The sequence below is a fragment of the Frankia sp. BMG5.60 genome (assembly GCF_059428125.1).
Window position 1 is genome coordinate 5,709,964 of record NZ_CM182091.1, and the last position, 19,048, is coordinate 5,729,011.

Here is a 19,048-nt window from a genome sequence, read left to right on the forward strand (position 1 = left end):
GTGCCCGCGATGGCGGGGTGGGTCTCTCATGACGACGGATGCGTACACGCGGCCGGGGAAGGGATCGCGGGAGCTGGCGGGAGCCACCGACGCCGACCGCGGCGCGGCGGCGGGCCGGACCGCGCCGGCGGCGCCCGGGCAGACGCGCGGCCCCGCGCCGGTCGCGCTGCTCGCCGTGGCCGCCGTGCTCATCGGCTGGGGGATGGCCGCCGCGGATCCGCACCGGATCGGCGCGCTGGGCATCGTCGACGCCCTCGACTGGCGTTACGCGGCCGGTATCGTGGCGCTCGCCGCCGCCTTCGTCTGGGAGCTCGGCGCCGCCCGCCCGCGGACCTGGCTGTTGGCGTCCGCGACCTGCGCGCTGGTGATGGCGATCTACGGGGTGTCCCCCGTCGTCGAGCAGACGGCCCGGCTGCCCACCTCGTGGCGGCACGCGGGCTTCATCAACTACATCCACGACAACGGCACCGTGCTCCACCACTACGACGCGCGGTTCTCCTGGCCGGGGTTCTTCGCCGGCGTCGCCGTGCTGATGAACACCGCCGGCGTCGGCGACGCCAGCCACCTGCTGCTGTACGCCTCCGTGGTGTTCATGCTCGCCTACCTGCCCTGCCTCGCGATGATCTTCCGCGAGCTCGGGCTGAGCCGCCGGGCGACCTGGCTCGCGCTGTGGCTGTTCCTCTGCGCCGACTGGGCGGACCAGGAGTACCTCTCCCCGCAGGGGACGGCGTACCTGCTGTCGCTGGTGGTGCTCGTGATCGCGCTGCGCACGAGCGGGCGACGCGCGCCCGTGGGCGGCGGGACAGCGGTGGGCGGCGGGACAGCGGGAGGCGGCGAGGCGCGCGGCCGGCGTGACCGGCTGCGCGCGCTGCTCGAACCGCCCCCGCCGGCCTTCGGGCCGCGCGAGCAGATGGCGTTGCTGGCGTGCGCGGCCGTCCTCGCCTTCGCCGTCGTGGCCAGCCACCAGCTCTCCCCGCCGCTGCTGACGCTGCTGCTCGTGAGCCTGCTGCTGACCCGCCGGCTGCGCGGGCGGGGGCTCGTCCTGCTGGTGCCGATCCTGTTCGTCGGCTACTTCACGTTCGGTGCGGTCGACTTCTGGAGCGGTCATCTGTCGGTCGTCACCGGGGACGTGGGCGGGGTCGGCGGCACGGTCAACCAGACCCTGTCGAACCGGGTGCAGGGTTCGCCGACCCACCTGCGGATCGCGTTCCTGCGCATCGTGGTGGTCGGCGTGCTCTTCGTCGGCGCCGCGGTCGGCTCCCTGCGCAGACGGCGCTGGCGGCTCGGCGCGGTGGCACAGGCCGCGGCCTGCGCGCCGTTCGGGCTGCTCGCGTTGCAGTCCTACGGCGGCGAGGCGCTGTTGCGGGCCTACCTGTTCGCGCTGCCGTTCCTGTGCGCCCTGTGCGCCGCGGCCTTCCTGCCCGCGCCCGACCCCGACTTCGGCACGCTCGCCCGCCGCGGGCGCCGCCGCGGCGGCCCCGCCCGCCGGCGCCCGCGCGCCGGGGAGGCCGGTCGCGGCGAGGACACGGTCCAGGTGCGCATCCGGCGGGCCCGCCCGCGGCGGCCGGAGCTCTCGCGGCGCCTGTCGGCGCTCCTGCTGGTCGTGTGCATCGGGGCGGTCGCGGTGCAGCTCGTCTGTCGGGGCGGCAACGAGGAGTTCGTCTGGTTCTCCCACGAGGAGGTCGCGGCCACCCAGGAGCTCTACGACCTGGCTCCCGCGGGCAGTACCATCGGCGTTCTCAACGGCTTTTTCCCGGGTCAGAACGACGATCTCGGTCGGGTGTCGTTGATAAATCTCGAGAGCAAGTGCAAACCGGTCGTCGATCCGTACCAGTGCGCTCTGCAGTTGAAGCCCGACTACATTCTGATCACGCGGGCCCAGGACGCATACGGCCGGGAGTCGGAATCCCGTCCCGAGAAGTGGGCGGCGGCGGACGCGGCATCTCTGGAACGGTCCGCCGGATACCACCGCATTCGGAACAGTCCGGACGCGGTCATTCTCGCGCGCGGGGTCGACGGCGGACTTCGGACATCGCGCGTGGACGCGTCGACCCGCCCGGTGCTCTCGGTGGACCAGGAGGGGTGAGGGACGGATGGACCAGCACAACGTGATTCGGATCGGGCTGGTGCTCGTCTGCCTGGCGGCGGGCCTCGCGATCGGCGTGGATCTGCTGCGCGAGGCGCGGTCCCCCCGCGCCCGGGGGGTTGGCCGGCTGATGAACGTCGGTCTCCCGGTGGTCGCCGTGGCGGCCTTCGCCGCCTGCTGGGTGCGGGTGTCGAATGGGTGAGACCCGGCACCTGGGGGGGACCTCGCACCTGGGTAGGACCTGGTCCCGCGGCCGGGAGTGGCGGCGATGAGCGGGCGAGGCCGCAGCCGGCGGGAGATCCTCCTGCTGGGGTTGGGCGCGGCCGGGGCGCTGGCACTCGCGGGATGCGGCGATGACCAGGCGGACTCGCAGGCGCGCTACCTCGGCCCGACCGACAACGGTCAGGCCCCCCGCACGGATGCCGACCTGTGCGTCTACGGCGCGACGCCCGCGGGGATCGCCGCGGCCGTCCAGGCTCGGCGGATGGGCCTGCGCACCACGCTGCTGGCCTTCGACGACGAGATCGGCGGGATGATGTCGGGCGGCCTGTCCGCCACGGACACCGGCTACACCTCGACCATCGGCGGGTTCGCCCGGGAGATCTTCGCCGCGATCGGCGAGCACTACCGCTCGACCGGGCCGGTGTACAACTTCGAGCCGCATGTCGCCCGCGACGTCTTCGTCGCGGTCCTGAAGAAGGCGGGCGTGCGGGTCATGACCCGCCAGCGGCTCGCCGAGGTCGTGCTCAGCGGGAACCGCATCCGCTGGATCAACACCGACGGCGGCGGCACCCACCGGGCGAACGCCTTCGTGGACGCCAGCTACGAGGGTGACCTGCTGGCCGCGGCGCGCGTCGCCTTCGCGACCGGGCGGGAGGCCAACAGCGAATACGGCGAGACCCTCAACGGCATTCAGAACCGGCCGGCCGGATCGACCTTCCTGTCCTGCGTCAGTCCCTACCGCCGCGACGGCGATCCGACCAGCGGTCTGCTGCCCGACGTCTCGGTGAACGGGCTGGGGGCGACGGGTCAGGGCAGCCCCCTCGGAATGGACTTCTGTTTCCGGCTCTGCCTGACCCACGCCGGGTCGAACGCGCGGCCGTTCCCGAAGCCGGCGCACTACGACCCCGAGCGGTATGAGCTGCACCGCCGCTATCTGGCCGCTGGGAACCGGAACGTGATGTCCTTCATGGTCGAGCTGCCCGGGCGGAAATTCGACCTCAACAACAGCGGTCCGGTCTCGACCAACCTGGTGGGCGGCTCGGCGAACTGGGCGACCGCCGACTACAAGCGCCGCGAGCAGATCTACCAGGATCACCTCTCCTACCAGCAGGGCCTGCTCTGGTTCCTCGCGAACGATCCAGCCGTGCCGGCCTGGCAGCGTACCCAGGCCCGTTCCCTCGGCCTCGCCGCCGACGAGTTCGTGGACAGCGACAACTGGCCGCGCCAGCTCTACGTGCGCGAGGCCAGGCGGATGGTCAGCGACTACGTCGCGACGGAGGCGGACACGTCGGGCGTCCGGCGCTGCCCCGACCCGATCGCCTACGCATCCTTCAAGGTCGACTCGCACGCCGTGCAGCGGGTCGTGGCGAACAACTGCCTCGTCAACGAGGGCGGCGTGGACGTTCCCGTGCCCGGCCCGTGGACGGTGTCGCTGCGCTCGATCCTGCCGCGGCGGCAGGAGTGCGTGAACCTCGTCGTGCCGGTCTGCGTCTCCTCCTCCCACGTGGCCTGGTCCTCGCTGCGGATGGAGCCGGTGCTCATGATGCTCGGCCAGGTGGCGGCCATCGCCGCGGGCACGGGAGTCCGCCGCGGCGTGGCCGTTCAGGACGTCGCCTATCCCGAGATCCGGGCGGCCCTGCAAAGGCTGCGCCTGCCACTGCCGGGCGTCGCCACGTGATTCCGCCGAATCCCCAGCATTTCCAATGATTCCTAGGGAGTAGAAGGAGGATGGTGTGAGTACCGGGCAAGCTGCGGACTACCGCGCCCGACTGCGGACCGCGGGCATTTTCTCGGTCGCCGATCTCTACCCGCCGCAGACCGTGGCGCGGTGGAACGAGATCCTCGACCGGGAGTTCGCCGAGAAGGCGGATCAGGCGCGGGCCTACGTCGGCGCGGACCGGCTCGTCGCGCTCGGGATCGCCGAGGAGGTGTTCTCCACGCCGCTGCGCCAGGCGATCCGTGCGCTGATCCCCGATGCGGTGCTGTACCACTGCCACGTCTACGAGACCGCGGCGAACCAGGAACGGTCGCACATCCACTCCGGGCGCCTGGGCGGCTGGCACCGGGACACCGAGACGATCCGTCTGTTCGATCCCACCGCGGCCCCCCAGTACATCAGCATCTTCGTCTACCTGAGCGACGTCGCGAGCGGCTCCGGTGGCTTCGAGCTCAGGACGCTGCCGCCGGCGCACGCCATCCAGCCCGGCAACCGTTCGGTCGTGGTGCAGGGACAGGCCGGCACCGCCTTCGTGTGGAACCGCTCCTTCTACCACCGCGCGACGCCGAACCTCAGCCCCGTCCGCCGGCGCGTGCTCAAGCTGTCGATCCAGTCCACGGCGCTGCCGAACGACCGGATCGAGCTGCCCGAGTTCGCCCGTGCCCGCACGGCGGTCAACCCGGCGGACGAGTACCTCGGCTTCCTGCTCGGCGCCGGGCGGGGCGGGCCGGCCGCGCCGCGCCAGCTTCCGCGCGCGGCGGATCCGGCGACCCCGCCCCCGCCCGCGGCCGATCTCGTGCCCAACGCCGTGGTCGAGGTCTCCCGCGCGGACGCCCTCTGGCACCGCGTCAGCGCGGTCAAGTACCGGCTGCCGGTCGGCTGATGGCGGCCACGGGGGTGGACCGGCGCCGGGTCCTGATCATCGGGTCCGGGCGACGGATCCGGAACAACTTCCTGCCGGCCTTCGCGCAGCGGCGGGACCAGTTCGAGATCGTCGGGCTGTGGTCGCGCACCCGGGAGCACGCCGAACGCGCGGCCGCGCCGTGGGGGGTGCCGGTGGTGGACTCCCCGGCCGCGGTCCTCGAAGCGGTCGACACGGTCGTCGTCTCGGTCTCCACGACCGCGGTGCGCGCGGTCCTGCGCCAACTCGCCGAGCGGGCGGCCCAGCTCTCGGTCGTCCTGGACACGCCGGTGTTCGGGCAGGCCGCCCACCTGCCGGCGATGGCGACCCTGCGGACGTTCGCCCGGGTGGTCGTGGCCGAGGACTACATGAACTACCCGCAGTGGACCCTCGCCCGCCGCGCGGTCGCCGACGGCCTGATCGGCGAGGTGCGCTCGGTGGAGCTCGCGCACTCGGGCTACCGCTACCACGGGCTCGCCCTCATCCGGTCACTGGCCGACTTCGACCATGTCACCGTGGGCACCCGGCGGCGGGTCGGCGCCGACGTGCACTTCGACTTCCGGCTGCGGGGCGGGTTGCGGGGGCGCATCACCGAGCCGTACGACCAGGCCCGAGGGACGACGACGATCACGGGCGAGAAGGGCGTGATCACGGACTCCGCGCAGGTGGGTGCCGAGCACGGCCCGGTGCACGTGCTGCGGCCCCGCGGGGACGACCGGCCCGACGGCTACCTTCTCGGCGGCCCAGAGCGTCTCGGCGGCTCAGAGCGTCTCGGCGGCTCAGAGCTCGACCTGCCGGCGCTGCCCGCCCTGCTCGACGCCGAGGTGCCCGACCGCAGCCTGTTCAACGCCCTGAAGACCTGCGGCCTGCTGGAGGTGCTCGCGGCGGTGACGGGAGAGGCCTTCCACTCCCGGTACACCTACCGGGAGGCGCTCTACGACCACCTGACGACGGTGGCCCTGCGCACGAGCCCGCTGCTCGTCGACCCGGTGGCGGGCGTGGGCGGCAACATCGTCGGCGGTCTGGACGGCATGTTCGCCGGGCTGGCCCGGGCTCGGGGCGTCATCACCAGGCCGGCGGCGCGCCGGGGAGGGACGCCGACGCGAGGGCCCGGGTGAGTTCCCGCCAGGCCGCCGGGTCCGGGTCCGGATAGTTTATGATATGTCGTTATCTTCCGGGCTTATCCCCCACCCGGAAAACCTCGTGACCGAGCCGAACCGGGGTTCGGGAGGCAGGCGGGGTGTACCGGCTCAAGCGATTCGGGCCTACCGCAATTTTTGTCACGCGCATGACGCATTCCACCGAGGTCCGATGGTTCGCTCCCTCGCTGGACGTTAGAGTTGGTTTGCACGCACGGGGCCGGCTGGATGGGGGTCCGACAAGCCGGTGGTGCGACGTGCACCAGTGGGGGGTTCGTCGATCGGCACAGCGGGTGTTGCTGTCATGCGCTGACGTGGCACACAGCCCGGTCGGTCGTCCCTCGTCGGGCTGTTGGCCCGTCCGAAGAAGTCGTGACCGCGGGGGGTTTTCCGAGTGACGGACACTGTCTTCAGCGATGCTCAGGATCGGCGGGGGGCCGTTCAGTGACCCAGCGTGGCGGCGGCCGCCGGCCCGACGACCGGGCGGCGGTCCCGGCCGGTGCGGCGACGCTCGGCGCCTCGCCCGTCGCGCCGGGTCGGCCCGGCCGGCGGATACCGAACCAGCGTGCCCAGTTGGCGGTGGTGGTCGGGGACGTCCCCCCGCCGGCGCCGGCGGTCGATCGTGTCGGCCGTCGGGACCTCGGCGCGGCGCAGCCGGACGCCGCGGGGATCGCCACGGCGCCCAGGCCGGCCGGCGGGCTCGACCCCTCGGCCGGCGACCTGCCCGGCCTGCCCGACCCGGACGCGCGGGGCGATGCCGGCTACCGGGCCCGGGTTCCCTGGGAGCGTCCCTACACCCGGCTGCTGGTCTTCACCGACGCCCTCGCCTGCGTGGTGGCGGTGGGGGTGGCCTACCTGGTCCGGTTCGGCGGCCTGGTCGAGTTCGACCTCAAGCCGGTATCGGCGCGGCCCTACATCGTGATGTCGGTCCTGCTGCCGCTCGCCTGGGTCCTGTCGATGTTCTTCGGGCGTGCCTACGAGAGCCGCTTCCTCGGCGGGGGATCCGAGGAGTTCCGGCGCGTGCTCAACGCCGCCGCCCAGCTCACCGCGGTCGTGGCGGTCGTCTCCTATGCGACCAAGGCCGAGCTCGCCAGAGCCTACGTACTGATCGCGTTCCCCGCCGCACTGTTATTGACGGTGGCGCTGCGGGTCGGCGCGCGAGCCGGTCTGCACCGGCTGCGCCGGACGGGCCGCTGCCTGCACCGTGTGCTGGTCGTCGGCGCGGGGGAGTCCGCGGCGTCCATGATCCGGATAGCGCAGCGGGAGCCCACCGCGGGCTGGTCGGTCGTCGGGGTCGTCCTCGATCGGTCGCCGGGTCGGCACAGCCACGACTCGCCGGAGCGCGGCGGGTTCGATCTGCTGGGGGTGCCGATCGTCGGGACCTCGGAGAGCCTGCACACCGCCATCGCGCAGACGGCGGCGACGACCGTCGCGATCAGCCCGCAGATGGACGGTGAGCGGCTGCGGCGGTTGCTGTGGATGTTGGAGGGCAGCGAGGTCGACGTCCTGGTCTCCTCGGCGCTCACCGACGTGACCGGGCCGCGTATCTCGATCCGTCCGGTCGCCGGGCTGCCGCTGCTGCACGTCGAGGAGCCGGAACTCAGCGGTACCCGACGCGCGATGAAGGGCCTGTTCGACCGGAGCGTGGCCGCGGGGATCCTGCTGCTGTGCCTGCCGCTGCTGGTCACCCTCGCGCTGGCCGTCCGGCTGACCAGCCGGGGGCCGGCGATCTTCCGGCAGGTGCGCGTGGGCCGGGGCGGTGAGCACTTCACGATGTACAAGTTCCGCTCGATGTACGTCGACGCCGAGCAGCGCAAGGCGGAGTTGGAGTCTCACAACGAGCGGGCCGAGGGCCTGCTGTTCAAGATGCGCGAGGACCCACGGATCACCCGGGTCGGGAAGTTCCTGCGCAAGTGGTCTCTGGACGAGCTGCCGCAGTTGTTCAACGTCGTGGGGGGCAGCATGTCGCTGGTCGGCCCGCGCCCGCCGCTGCCGGCGGAGGTCGCCCGCTACGAGGACGACGTGCACCGCCGGCTGATGGTGAAGCCCGGCCTGACCGGCCTGTGGCAGATCAGCGGCCGGTCCGATCTGGAGTGGGACGAGTCGGTGCGACTTGACCTGCGCTACGTGCAGAACTGGTCGCTGGCGATGGACTTCTACATCCTCTGGCGGACGATGTTCGCGGTGCTGCGCCGCGAGGGAGCCTACTGATCCGCCGATCCGCCGATCTGCTGCGGCGGGGCCGGTAGCCGGCTTCAGGCACTGACTAGTGCAGCCGCTCACGTGTTCCTTGCCGGTGTTCGGTGACGGCCTGTGTTGTCAGACCGCGCTCGCCTCGCCACCGGATGGTCCGCCGGCACCGGCCGCGCGAGAGCTGTGCAGGGGAACGGAGCCAGGAAACCGGTCCCGCTGCCATCAGGCGCTGTCCGTTGAGCGCCGGCACTGCGCCTGTATGTGCTCCGGATGGCGCTCAATGAAATTGCTGTGCAACGTCGACATTTCTGTCGCCTGAAATTGTTGCGCTATGCGAATGGTGCTGAATGTCGGCGCGTGACCGCATTCGGCCGTTGATCCGTGGATATCATCAATGTCCGACCGGGATGTCGTCGGCGCGGTCGCAGATTTCATTTACAGGATTGTACGCCATTGCCGTGATATGGGTCACAGATGGGCGTCGTGCGCATTGATGGTCGTATGTGGCGGGGTCTCGGTCGTAAGGTGGACCCCGGCGACGCGGTATTGATTCCGCCGCCGACCACATTCCGTTCTCGTGCGGCCAGGCGGGCCGTGAGCGCCGAGGTGTCAGCGGCCTGATCCCAGGTTCCGAGGGAACCGTGCAGAGGCCATATCGGGGGAAGATATGCCTACCTTTTTCTGTCATTCCCATGCGGTGATGTCAGTGATGTCGGCGATTGGGCGCCGACCGTCGGCGATGCGACCGAGGATTCGTCGTGGGCGCTGAGGCCGGCGGCGCCGCCGGCCGTCACCGCGTCCGTGCCGCCCCTGCGCCGACTGCCACCGGAGCGGCACCGGCCGGCCCGTGGATTCGCGTCTCCCTACGGGACCGCACCGAGTCGGAGTACCTCGCCGACCTGCTCCAGGATCACGGGCTGGCGGTGCGTGTCGCGCTGCCGGGCGAGGACGAGCCGGGCGGGGATGACCAGCAGGTAACCAACGAGATCGTCGTCAGTCAGGAGCTGGTCGCCGGGCTCATTCCGGCCGCGCGCCGGGGTGACCCGCCCCGGATCCCGCCGACCGATCGGCCGGCGACACCCCCGGCCGGCGGTTCCGACGAGGAGCAGGTGACGCAGCCCGGGCGGTTGACCATGCATGACCTCGACGCGGTCGCCCGCCGCCTCGTCGCCACCGTCCAGCGCAGGGGCGAACGCAACCGGCGGGGGCTGGCGCAACTCGCCCTCGAGGACGAGGACATCTTCGACGACGTCGCCGTCCAGCAGGGCTCCGGTCGGCGGCTGCGCCTGGTCGGGCGGGAGGGTGTGCTGGTCTGCCTGCGGGTCAGCGAGCTGGGGCGGGTCCGCGAGCGCCTCGGCGCGCAGGCGACCTGGGAGCTGGTCGGCCGGATCCGCGACGTCACCGTCGCGGAACTGAGCCTGGCCAAGCCGCCGGCTCTGCGCAGCAACGGCGAGTTGCTGTGGGTCCTGCCGGCCGCGCCGGCCGCTCGGGTCCGCAAACAGCTCGAGCAGCTCAACGCCGCGCTGGCGAGCCGGTCGGTCACGGTGACCGTCGGCGACGCCGAGGAGCATCTGCGCGTCACGCCCGCCGTCGGCCTGGTCGGCGTGAGTCGGACGGATCCGGCCGTGCTGATCAGTCGGGCCAGGGCCGCCGCCGCGACCGCGGCCAGCCGCCTCGATCTGGAGCCCTGCACCTGGGAGCCGTCCGAGGAGGTGGCCTCCGTCCACGGCGAGCTCCCCACCGCTGCCGGTGCCGGTGCGGCGGTGGCGGCTTGGCGGATGGCCAGGCGGGGGATCGGGTCGACCGCCGCGCAGGCCCTGCTCAGCCTCGCCCTCGCCCTCGGCCCGCCCTTTCTCTACTACACGCTCACGGCCCAGTTCGGTGTCGACGTGCTCGGCCCCGCCTACGCCTTCATCGTGCTCGCGCTGGTGGCGACCGCCGGGTCGATCTACGTCGAGGGTCTGCTCGCGCTCGACCCGGTTCGGCCTCCGGCACTGCCGCCGGGAGACCCGCCGCCGGCGACGGTCGTCATCGCCGCGTACCTGCCGAACGAGTCAGCGACGATCATCGACACCCTCGAGGCGTTCCTGCGCATCAGCTACGCCGGGCCCCTGCAGGTGATCCTCGCCTACAACACCCCACATTCACTGCCGGTCGAGGCCGTGCTCCAGGACATGGCGCACGATCATCCCCGGCTGGTGGTGCTCAGGGTGCCCGGCAGCACCTCGAAGGCCCAGAACGTCAACGCCGCCCTCGAAATCGCCACCGGCCATTTCACCGGCGTCTTCGATGCCGACCACCATCCGGCGCCGGACTCGGTGACGCGGGCGTGGCGCTGGCTGGCCGATGCCTACGACGTCGTGCAGGGTCACTGCGTCATCCGTAACGGCGGTGCGAGCTGGTTGTCGCGCATGGTCGCGGTGGAGTTCGAGTCGATGTACGCGGTGGGCCATCCGGGGCGGGCGAAACTGCACGGTTTCGGAATCTTCGGCGGTTCCAACGGATTCTGGCGGACCGACATTCTGCGCCGCGTCCGGATGCGCCCCCGCATGCTCACCGAGGACATAGACTCCTCGGTCCGTTCCATCCTTGCCGGTGTTCGCATCGCCTCCGATCCGGCGCTGCTGTCCTTCGAGCTGGCGCCGACCACGCTGCGGGCGCTGACCCGCCAACGGCTGCGCTGGGCCCAGGGCTGGTTCCAGGTGTCGCGGAAGTACTTCGGCGTCGCGCTGGCCTCTCCCGCCCTCAACCGCCGGCAGAAGGCCGGCGCCGCGTTCCTGTTCGGCTGGCGCGAGCTCTACCCGTGGATCTCCATCCAGATCTTCCCGTTGCTGGGATATCTGCTGCTGCATCCGGCACCTGGTCGGGGCGTGCACTGGGCCATGCCGTTCTTCCTGTTCCTCACACTGGTCACGATGGGAGTCGGCGTGGCGCAAAGCCTCTTCGCCTATCTGCTCGCCCATCCGGACGTGCGTCGGCGCCGGCGCTGGTTCCTCGGCTACGCCCTGTTCGGCGGTTTTTTCTACACCGAATACAAGAACGGCCTGGCCCGGGTGGCCCAGATCAAGGAAATCGGGGGGGAGCGCCAGTGGCGGGTCACCCCGCGCCAGGTGCCCGTGCCCAGCCCGGCCTACCGGCGGGAGTCGGCCTGACAATGACCGGCCTGCTCACCACGTCCACGCCGTCGCCGTCGTCCACGTCGCCGTCGCCGTCGCCGTCAACGTCAACGTCAACGCCTGCGCCGCCTGCGCCGGCGCGCATGGACGACCTCGAGGGATACCGGGGAATCGCCGCCCTGGGAGTCGTGGTCTTCCACGCCTACCAGTTCTGCCGGGAGGGCGCCGGCGGGGACTCGGCCGGCTCGTCCCCCGACGGCTACGCGTACGCCGGGACGCCGCTGGGCCGGCTGCTGCTCAACCTCGACGGCCTCGTCAGCCTGTTCCTGCTGCTGTCGGGCTTCCTGCTCTACGCCCCGGCGGCACGCCAGGTCCTCGCCGGGCGGCGAGTGGGCAGCCCCAGGGTCTTCCTGCTGCGCCGCGCCGTGCGCATCCTGCCGCTGTACTGGTTCGCGACCCTGCTGGTGTGGACCTACCGCAACCCCGACCTGCCCGGGGACTGGCGCGACCTGGTGGAACACCTCACCTTCACCCAGGTCTTCGACAGCCGCCGCATCTTCTACACCATCGGCCCGGCCTGGTCGCTCTCGGTGGAGATCTTCTTCTACGTCGCCGTGGCGCTCATCCTGCTGGCCCTGCGGGGCTGGCTTCCCGCCCGGTCACGCCCGGTTGTGCGGCTGCTGGGGATCGCGACGCCGCCCACCGTGATGCTGGTCGGCTCGCTTGCGTACCACTGGTGGGCGCTCGAGATCGCCCACCAGCCGTCGGACCGGTGGGCGATCTGGTTCAACCCTCTGGCGAAGGCGGAGATGTTCGCCATGGGGATGTTCCTCGCCATCGCCCACGCCCGGTGGGGCGACCGGCCCGTGCGCGCGGTCTGGCTCCTCCCCGTCCGGCTCGCGGCGCTGGCCATCCTCGCCTACGGCTGCGCCATCCGGACCGAGGACGCCCGGGCCTCGACCGAGTTCAACCTGCTGGCCATGGTCGCGTTCACCCTGCTGCTCGGCAGTTCGCTGTTCGCGCATCCGCGGGCTTGGTGGCGACGGGCCCTCGCGGCCCGCCCCCTGATGTTCGTCGGTACCGTCAGCTACAGCGTCTACCTGTGGCACGAACCGATCCTGCTCTACCTCGACACGCACCACCTGCTGAGTCACCAGGCGGCGGCGTTCCCCTGGGTGGCGCTGCTGCTGGTGGTCGTCTCCGTGCCGTTCGGCTGGATCAGCTATGTCATCCTCGAAAGGCCCGCGGGCGAGCTGAAGGCCCTGTTCCGACCGGACGGTCGGCTGCGTTCGTACTACGGTCCCCGGCACGAGGGCTGACGGATCAGCACCATGGCCGAGCCGACCATGCTACGAGTCCCGCAGCTTGACGAGATCGTGGCTGCGTCCCGGTCGCGGTCCCGCACGTTCGCGTTCGCGGTGATCGGGCTGCTGTCCGTCGTCGTCGCCGTGTCGATCATCCTCGGCGTGGTGGGTCCTGGCCCGGACCCGTCCGCCTCGGCGTGGCTGACCAGTGCGGACGGCGCGCACCACCTGGACCGCCAGCCGGACGTGCGGCTGTTCCCGTCGACCGGTCGGGTCGCGGCGCAGGGCGTCCTGCGGGTCGAGCCGGACCGGCGTTTCCAGGTCCTGACGGGAATCGGTGCCGCCCTGACCGACTCCTCCGCCTACCTGATCGACACGAGGCTGTCGGCACGCGAGCGCGGCAGGCTGATGCGCTCGCTGTTCGACCGGGACGCCGGCGCCGGGCTGAGCTTCCTGCGCCAGCCGATCGGCGCCAGCGACTTCTCCCGCGCCGCGGTCACCTACGACGACGTCCCCGCGGGGCAGAGCGACCCGCGGCTGCGGCGGTTCAGCGTCGCCCGCGACGAACAGCACCTGCTGCCGCTGCTGCGCCAGGCCCGCGAGCTCAACCCGGACCTGCGGGTGATGGCGACGCCCTGGACCGCACCGGCCTGGATGCGCACCGGCGGCACGCTGTCCGGGTCCTCCGGCGGCCCCCTGCGGCCCGAGTACACCGCCGCCTTCGCCGCCTACCTGGCCGCCTACGCCCGTGCCTACGCGGACGGCGGCGTGCCGATCGACCTGATCTCGCCGCTGAACGAACCGCTGGCACCGCCCGGGAACCATCCCGCCATGCCGATGGCGGCCCAGCAGGAGGCGGCGGTGATCGCCGCGCTCGGTCCGGCGCTGCGCGCGGCCGGGCTGAGCACCCGGATAGCGGTCTCCGATCAGAACTGGGACTTCGGCTCCTACGCCCTGCAGGTGCTCAGCGACCCCGCGGCGGCGCCGTGGATCGCCGGGGTCGCCTCGCACTGCTACGGCGGGGACCCCTCCACCCAGGCGGTGCTGCGCGGCCAGGCGCCGAACCTCGCCCAGTACGTCACCGAATGCTCCAGCGGGTCCTGGTCGAAGGGCTTCGGCGACAGCCTGCGCTGGAGCGCGCAGAACATGGTGATCGGCGCGACGCGCAACGGCGCCGCGACGGTCGCCTACTGGAACGTGGCCCTCGACGAGACCGGCGGGCCCAAGCTCGGCGGCTGCCCGAGCTGCCGCGGCCTGGTCACGATCGACGGGCGCACCGGAAACGTGGAGTACAGCCCCGAGTACTACGCGCTGGGCCAACTCGCCAAAGTCACCGAGCCGGGTGCCGTCCGGGTGGACACGTCCTCGCCCGGACCCGGCGGCCTGGAGAACGTCGCCTTCGTGAACCCGGACGGCTCGCGCGCGCTGGTCGCCTACAACCCGGGGACGGCGCCGGCGGCGGTCACCGTCGACGACGGCCGGGTGTCGTTCACCGCGCGGGTCCCGGCCGGCGCCATGGCCTCGTTCTCCTGGCCGGGCCCCCGGCACGCAACCGCGTCCTCTCCCGCCGTCGCCACCGCGTCGCCCCCTGCCACCGGGTCGCCCCCTGCCACCGCGTTGCCCCCTGCCACCGGGTCAACCCCCACCACCGGGCCTCCCGGTCTCGGCGGTGAGCTCGCCGGGGCGCAGAACCGCATCCGGGTGATGCCGCTGGGGGACTCGCTCGTCGACGGGTTCGTGACCAGCGGCGGCTGGCGTACCCAACTGTGGCACCGGCTGGTGCAGAACGACGGTGAGCCGGTCGTGTTCGTCGGCTCCCAGCGCAGCGGCCCGCCCGACCTGGGCGACCAGCGGGAGGAAGGCCATCCCGGGTGGCGACTCGACGCGCTACAACACCAGACGGCCGCCTGGGTCGGCTCGGCCCGGCCCGACGTCGTCCTGCTCATGGCCGGCACGAACGACATCAACGAGGGGGCCAGCGCTCCGCAGGCCACCGCTCGGCTCGACGCACTGCTGCGCACGATCCTCGCCGCCCGCCCCGGCGTCACCGTGCTGGTGTCCACCCTCGTCCCGATGCACAACGGCCACGACGCCACCTGGGCGGCCTTCAACGCGGCGATCCCCGGCGTCGTCGCCGCCAGCCGGGCCGCCGGCGCGAACGTCTCGGTCGTGGACCTGTCCTCGGTGGTCGGCCCCGACCACTACGTCGACGGGCTGCATCCCGACCAGGCCGGCTACAACGCGCTCGGCGACGCCTGGTACGGCGCCGTCAGGCCGGTCGTGCGTCGCCTGCGCGCAGCCTCCGCGGCCGCACCCGGACCCCGCATGTCGGCCTCGACGGTCGCGGTGAGCGCCTGCTGCACCGACACCTCGCCCGCCCTCGCCGCCGACGGCCTGCCCGGCACCCGCTGGACCAGCGGCTACCCCCAGGAACCGGGGATGTGGCTGCAGGCCGACATGCGCACCCCGACGCGGGTCGGCGGCGTGGACCTCGACACCGGCCCCAGCGTCGGCGACCAGCCGCGGGGTTACGAGGTGCTGGTCTCCCTCGACGGGACCACCTGGCGGACGGTCGCGACCCGCGGCGACGACGGTCCCCGGGCCGCCGTCTCCTTCCCTCCGGTCACCGTCCGCTACGTCCGGGTGCAACTGACCATTGCCGTGGGCGACCACTGGTGGTCGGTGGCCGATCTCACCGTCCGCACCGCGCCCTGACCCCCACGCGCTCACCCGGGTGACGGTGCGCCGCCTCGGATCCGCGGACGTGGGCCACGTCATCTGGCGATGTTCGAGCCGTGTCCTATGGTGCCGTGGTGATGCCGCCCTCAGATTCGGATCAGACGGCCGCGCCCCCGCCCCCGCCAGAGGAGGAGTCGACCCCCACCACACCGCAGACCCCCGCCACACCGCGGACGCCCGCCACGCCCGCAGGCCCGCGGGTCGGTGCCGGTTCGGCCGCCCCGTCGGGTCGGGAGCGCCGCCACCCGCCGCCGGAGCAGTTCCGCGGCGCGGTCGTCGCCCGTCGCGGGCAGGTCGAACGCTCCACCACCGACCAGCGGCTGCTCGACACCCGTAGCCCGTCGGGCTTCGTCCACGGCGACCCGTGGCGGGTGATGCGCATCCAGAGCGAGTTCGTCGAGGGCTTCGGGCTGCTCGCGGAGCTGCCGCGGGCCGTGACGGTCTTCGGCTCGGCGCGCATCACCGCGGACGACCCGATCTACGCCCAGGGGCGCCGCCTCGGCGCCGCGCTCGCCGAGGCCGGCTTCGCCGTCATCACCGGCGGGGGGCCGGGGACGATGGAGGCGGTCAATCGCGGCGCCCAGGAGGCGGGCGGGCTGTCGGTCGGCCTCGGCATCGAACTTCCGTTCGAGCAGCGGCTCAACGACTGGGTCGACCTGGGCGTCAGCTTCCGGTACTTCTTCGTGCGCAAGACCATGTTCGTCAAGTACGCCGAGGCGTTCGTGATCCTTCCCGGCGGGGTCGGCACGCTCGACGAGCTGTTCGAGGCGCTCACCCTCGTCCAGACCGGCAAGGTCACCCGGTTCCCGGTGGTCCTGATCGGGTCGCAGTACTGGTCGGGCCTGGTGGAGTGGCTGCGCTCCACCGTCCTGTCGGCCGGCCTGATCAAGGAATCGGACCTGCAGATTCTGGCGATAACCGACGACGTCGACGAGGCGGTGCGCATCATCGTGCAGGGGACGGCCGGGCACGCCGAGCCGCCCCGTCCGGAGGTGCGGGAACCGTGAACATCTGCGTCTACTGCGCGTCCTCGTCCGCGATCGACGCAGCCCACGTGGAGCTGGCGGCCCGGACCGGGGCGGAGCTCGCCCGGCGCGGCCACACCCTGGTGTCCGGCGGTGGCTCGGTGTCGTGCATGGGGGCGGTGGCCCTGGCGGCGCGGGCCGGCGGCGCCCGCACCATCGGGGTGATCCCGCGCGCGCTGCTGGCGCTGGAGGTCAGCGACACCGACGCGGACGAACTGATCGTCACGGACACGATGCGGGAGCGCAAGGCGCTGATGGACGCCCGCGCCGACGGCTTCCTCGCGCTGCCCGGTGGGCTGGGCACGTTGGAGGAGCTGCTGGAGATCTGGGTGGCCCGGGTGCTGAGCCTGCACACGAAGCCCGTGGTCGTCCTCGACCCCGGCGGGGTCTTCGGTCATCTGCGGCTGCTCGTCGACGAGCTCGTCGAGGGCGGGTTCGTCCGGCCGGTCGCCCGCGACACGCTGATCTGGGCCGACAGCGTGGACGAGGCCCTCGACCGGCTGGAGGCCGCCGCGCCGGCGGGCGCCGTCCCCGCGGGCGCCGGCGTCGCCCCGTCGCAGCCGACCGACCGGGAGATCATCGAAGGCGACTGAGTGGGGCCCTGCCCCGAGCCGTCGGCCTGCTGCCCTGCCCGTCCAGTGGCGTTCGGCGTTCCCTGCCCTTCTGGGGGGTTTTCTGTCTGGTTCGTCCCCCGGAAGGGCAAGGAAGTAAGGAAGTGAGGAAGTGAGGAAGCGGCCGGGTCCGGGTCCGGGGATGGGGATGGGAGGCGGGTCAGACGACGCCGCGGCGGGCGACGGCGAGGTCGGCGTCGCCGCGGATCGCCGCAGCCATCCGCAGCGTGCGCAGCGTCGGGACCACCTGGTGGGCGCGGAAGACCCGGGCGCCGAGCCAGGCGCTGATCGCCGTCGCGGCGAGGGTTCCCTCCAGGCGTTCGTCGACCCCGGTGTCCAGGGCCTCCCCGACGAAGTCCTTGTTCGACATGGCGACCAGCACCGGCCACCCGGTGGCTGCCAGCTCCGGCAGCCGCCGGGTGGCCTCCAGCGAGTGCCGGCTGTTCTTGCCGAAGTCGTGACCCGGGTCGATGAGCACCGCGTCGGCGCGCACCCCCAGCGCCACGGCGCGTTCGGCGAGACCCACGGTCGTGGTGACGATGTCGGCGACGACGTCGTCGTAGGTCATCCGGTGCGGCCGGGTCCGGGGCGGCAGATGCCCGGCGTGGGTGCAGACCAGGCCGGTGCCGAACTCGGCGGCGACCTCGGCGAGCTGCGGATCCACCCCGCCCCAGGCATCGTTGAGCAGGTCGGCGCCCTCCCCGGCGACCACGCGGCCGACCGCCGCCCGCCAGGTGTCGACGCTGATCACCAGGTCGGGATGGCGCGCGCGGACCGCGGCGACGAAGCCGCCGACCCGGCGAAGCTCCTCGGCCGGGCTCACCTCGCCGCCGGGGGCCGCCTTGACCCCGCCGATGTCGATGATCCCCGCCCCGTCGTCGACGGCGCGGTCGACGGCGTCGAGCGCCGCGGCCTGCCCGTACGTCGCGCCGCGGTCGAAGAACGAGTCCGGCGTGCGGTTGACGATGGCCATGACCACCAGCTCCGACGGTCCGAACACCCGCCGCCCCAGCCGCAGCGGCGACGCGGCGGTCGTGGTGGTCCGGGAGGTCGTGGTGGTCCGGGAGTCGGTGGGGGAACCGATCGGAGGGCGGGGCGTCGGGGCGGTCGTCTCGGCGGGGTCGGCGTCCACCCGGCCAGACTGCCAGATCGGGCGGGGTGACCAGGGTGGTCGGGGCATGGCACGATCGACCCGTGGTGCTCGTCGTCGAGATCGTGATCGTGGCCGCCGTCGTGTTCGCCGTGGCCGCGCTGGCCGTCGGCCGCTTCGATCGGCTCGCCCCCGCGCCGCCCGACGGCGCCTCCGTCGGCCTGCCCGCCGGCACGGTGACGGCGGGCGACGTCGCCCGACTGCGCTTCGCGATGGCACCGCGCGGCTACCGGATGGCCGAGGTCGACGCCGTCCTGCTGCGCCTGGCCGAGGAGCTGGCCTGGCGCGACGAGGAGCTGGCCCGGCGCGACGACGAACTCGTCCGGCTGGCTACCTTCGCGCGCATCGGCCCCGAGCCGTCGGTGCAGGAGCACCCCGTCGTGCCGCTGGACAAGCCGCAGGACTGACCGGCCCGCGTCCCGCGCGTCTCGGCATCCCGTTGACGGACGGTCGATCTGGGTCACGCGAGACCGACCGCGGGCGCGCCCGTCGACACCGGACACCCACCGTCCGATGCCGGCGCCGCCGACCGTTGTGATGCCGCGGGGAGACGTGTTTCGGTTTGCGGTCCGGTCTACGGGATAATCGTCGCCAGACGCAGGTCCGACTGCAGGAAGAGGTGCACCGATGGCGGCCATGAAGCCGCGGACGGGTGACGGTCCGCTCGAGGTGACCAAGGAGGGGCGCGGCATCGTCATGCGTGTCCCGCTGGAGGGGGGCGGTCGGCTCGTTGTGGAACTCACCGCCGACGAGGCGAGCGCGCTGGGGGACGCCCTCAAGACCGCGGTCAGCTAGCTGTCGATGCGTACCGGCGCCGGCGGCCGACCCGTGTTGAGCGGGGCCGG

14 protein-coding genes are annotated in these 19,048 nt (G+C 72.4%); 13 read left to right on the top strand and 1 reads right to left on the bottom strand.

The genetic code is table 11. The features are described from left to right. The first annotated feature begins 28 nt into the window (after positions 1–28). The 11 genes from AC5R91_RS23415 to AC5R91_RS23465 all read left to right on the top strand — a co-directional run bounded on the left by AC5R91_RS23415 (position 29) and on the right by AC5R91_RS23465 (position 17,035). Positions 29–2,086, top strand: a complete 2,058-nt coding sequence (locus AC5R91_RS23415) for a hypothetical protein (protein WP_495393471.1) — start codon at positions 29–31, stop codon at positions 2,084–2,086. A gap of 7 nt (positions 2,087–2,093) precedes the next feature. After that, a complete protein-coding gene (locus tag AC5R91_RS23420) occupies positions 2,094–2,288 on the top strand; it encodes a hypothetical protein (protein WP_495393472.1) in 195 nt (64 codons plus the stop codon). A 66-nt stretch (positions 2,289–2,354) separates the two neighbouring features. Further along, positions 2,355–3,986 (top strand): FAD-dependent oxidoreductase, encoded by a 1,632-nt coding sequence (locus AC5R91_RS23425; RefSeq protein ID WP_495393473.1) that lies wholly within the window; start codon positions 2,355–2,357, stop codon positions 3,984–3,986. A 55-nt stretch (positions 3,987–4,041) separates the two neighbouring features. After that, positions 4,042–4,908 carry a phytanoyl-CoA dioxygenase family protein gene (locus AC5R91_RS23430; RefSeq protein ID WP_495393474.1) on the top strand — a complete coding sequence of 289 codons (867 nt, stop codon included), beginning with the start codon at positions 4,042–4,044 and terminating at the stop codon, positions 4,906–4,908. Continuing rightward, the gene (locus AC5R91_RS23435; RefSeq protein WP_495393475.1) at positions 4,908–6,044 is read left to right on the top strand and encodes a Gfo/Idh/MocA family oxidoreductase; all 1,137 of its coding nucleotides are present in this window, start codon (positions 4,908–4,910) and stop codon (positions 6,042–6,044) included. The genes AC5R91_RS23430 and AC5R91_RS23435 overlap by 1 nt, the downstream gene beginning before the upstream one ends. Positions 6,045–6,785: 741 nt before the next feature. Further along, positions 6,786–8,276 (top strand): sugar transferase, encoded by a 1,491-nt coding sequence (locus AC5R91_RS23440; protein ID WP_495398038.1) that lies wholly within the window; start codon positions 6,786–6,788, stop codon positions 8,274–8,276. Positions 8,277–9,016: 740 nt separating this feature from the next. Further along, positions 9,017–11,410, top strand: a complete 2,394-nt coding sequence (locus AC5R91_RS23445; RefSeq protein WP_495393476.1) for a glycosyltransferase family 2 protein — start codon at positions 9,017–9,019, stop codon at positions 11,408–11,410. 107 nt (positions 11,411–11,517) lie between these two features. Further along, positions 11,518–12,693, top strand: a complete 1,176-nt coding sequence (locus AC5R91_RS23450; RefSeq protein WP_495393477.1) for an acyltransferase family protein — start codon at positions 11,518–11,520, stop codon at positions 12,691–12,693. A gap of 12 nt (positions 12,694–12,705) precedes the next feature. Continuing rightward, positions 12,706–15,393 carry a GDSL-type esterase/lipase family protein gene (locus AC5R91_RS23455; RefSeq protein WP_495393478.1) on the top strand — a complete coding sequence of 896 codons (2,688 nt, stop codon included), beginning with the start codon at positions 12,706–12,708 and terminating at the stop codon, positions 15,391–15,393. A gap of 80 nt (positions 15,394–15,473) precedes the next feature. After that, the gene (locus AC5R91_RS23460) at positions 15,474–16,424 is read left to right on the top strand and encodes an LOG family protein (RefSeq protein ID WP_495393479.1); all 951 of its coding nucleotides are present in this window, start codon (positions 15,474–15,476) and stop codon (positions 16,422–16,424) included. Next, positions 16,421–17,035 (top strand): LOG family protein, encoded by a 615-nt coding sequence (locus tag AC5R91_RS23465; RefSeq protein ID WP_495393480.1) that lies wholly within the window; start codon positions 16,421–16,423, stop codon positions 17,033–17,035. The genes AC5R91_RS23460 and AC5R91_RS23465 overlap by 4 nt, the downstream gene beginning before the upstream one ends. A gap of 178 nt (positions 17,036–17,213) precedes the next feature. Here AC5R91_RS23465 and folP read toward each other — a convergent pair whose 3' ends face one another. Next, positions 17,214–18,233 carry a dihydropteroate synthase gene (folP, locus tag AC5R91_RS23470; protein ID WP_495393481.1) on the bottom strand — a complete coding sequence of 340 codons (1,020 nt, stop codon included), beginning with the start codon at positions 18,231–18,233 and terminating at the stop codon, positions 17,214–17,216. A gap of 14 nt (positions 18,234–18,247) precedes the next feature. Here folP and AC5R91_RS23475 point away from each other — a divergent pair, with 14 nt between their 5' ends. Together AC5R91_RS23475 and AC5R91_RS23480 are read left to right on the top strand one after the other, a co-directional pair. Continuing rightward, positions 18,248–18,610, top strand: a complete 363-nt coding sequence (locus tag AC5R91_RS23475) for a DivIVA domain-containing protein (protein WP_495393482.1) — start codon at positions 18,248–18,250, stop codon at positions 18,608–18,610. A 220-nt stretch (positions 18,611–18,830) separates the two neighbouring features. Next, complete coding sequence (locus AC5R91_RS23480) at positions 18,831–18,998, top strand: DUF3117 domain-containing protein (RefSeq protein WP_011438211.1); 168 nt, start codon at positions 18,831–18,833, stop codon at positions 18,996–18,998. Positions 18,999–19,048 lie beyond the last annotated feature (50 nt).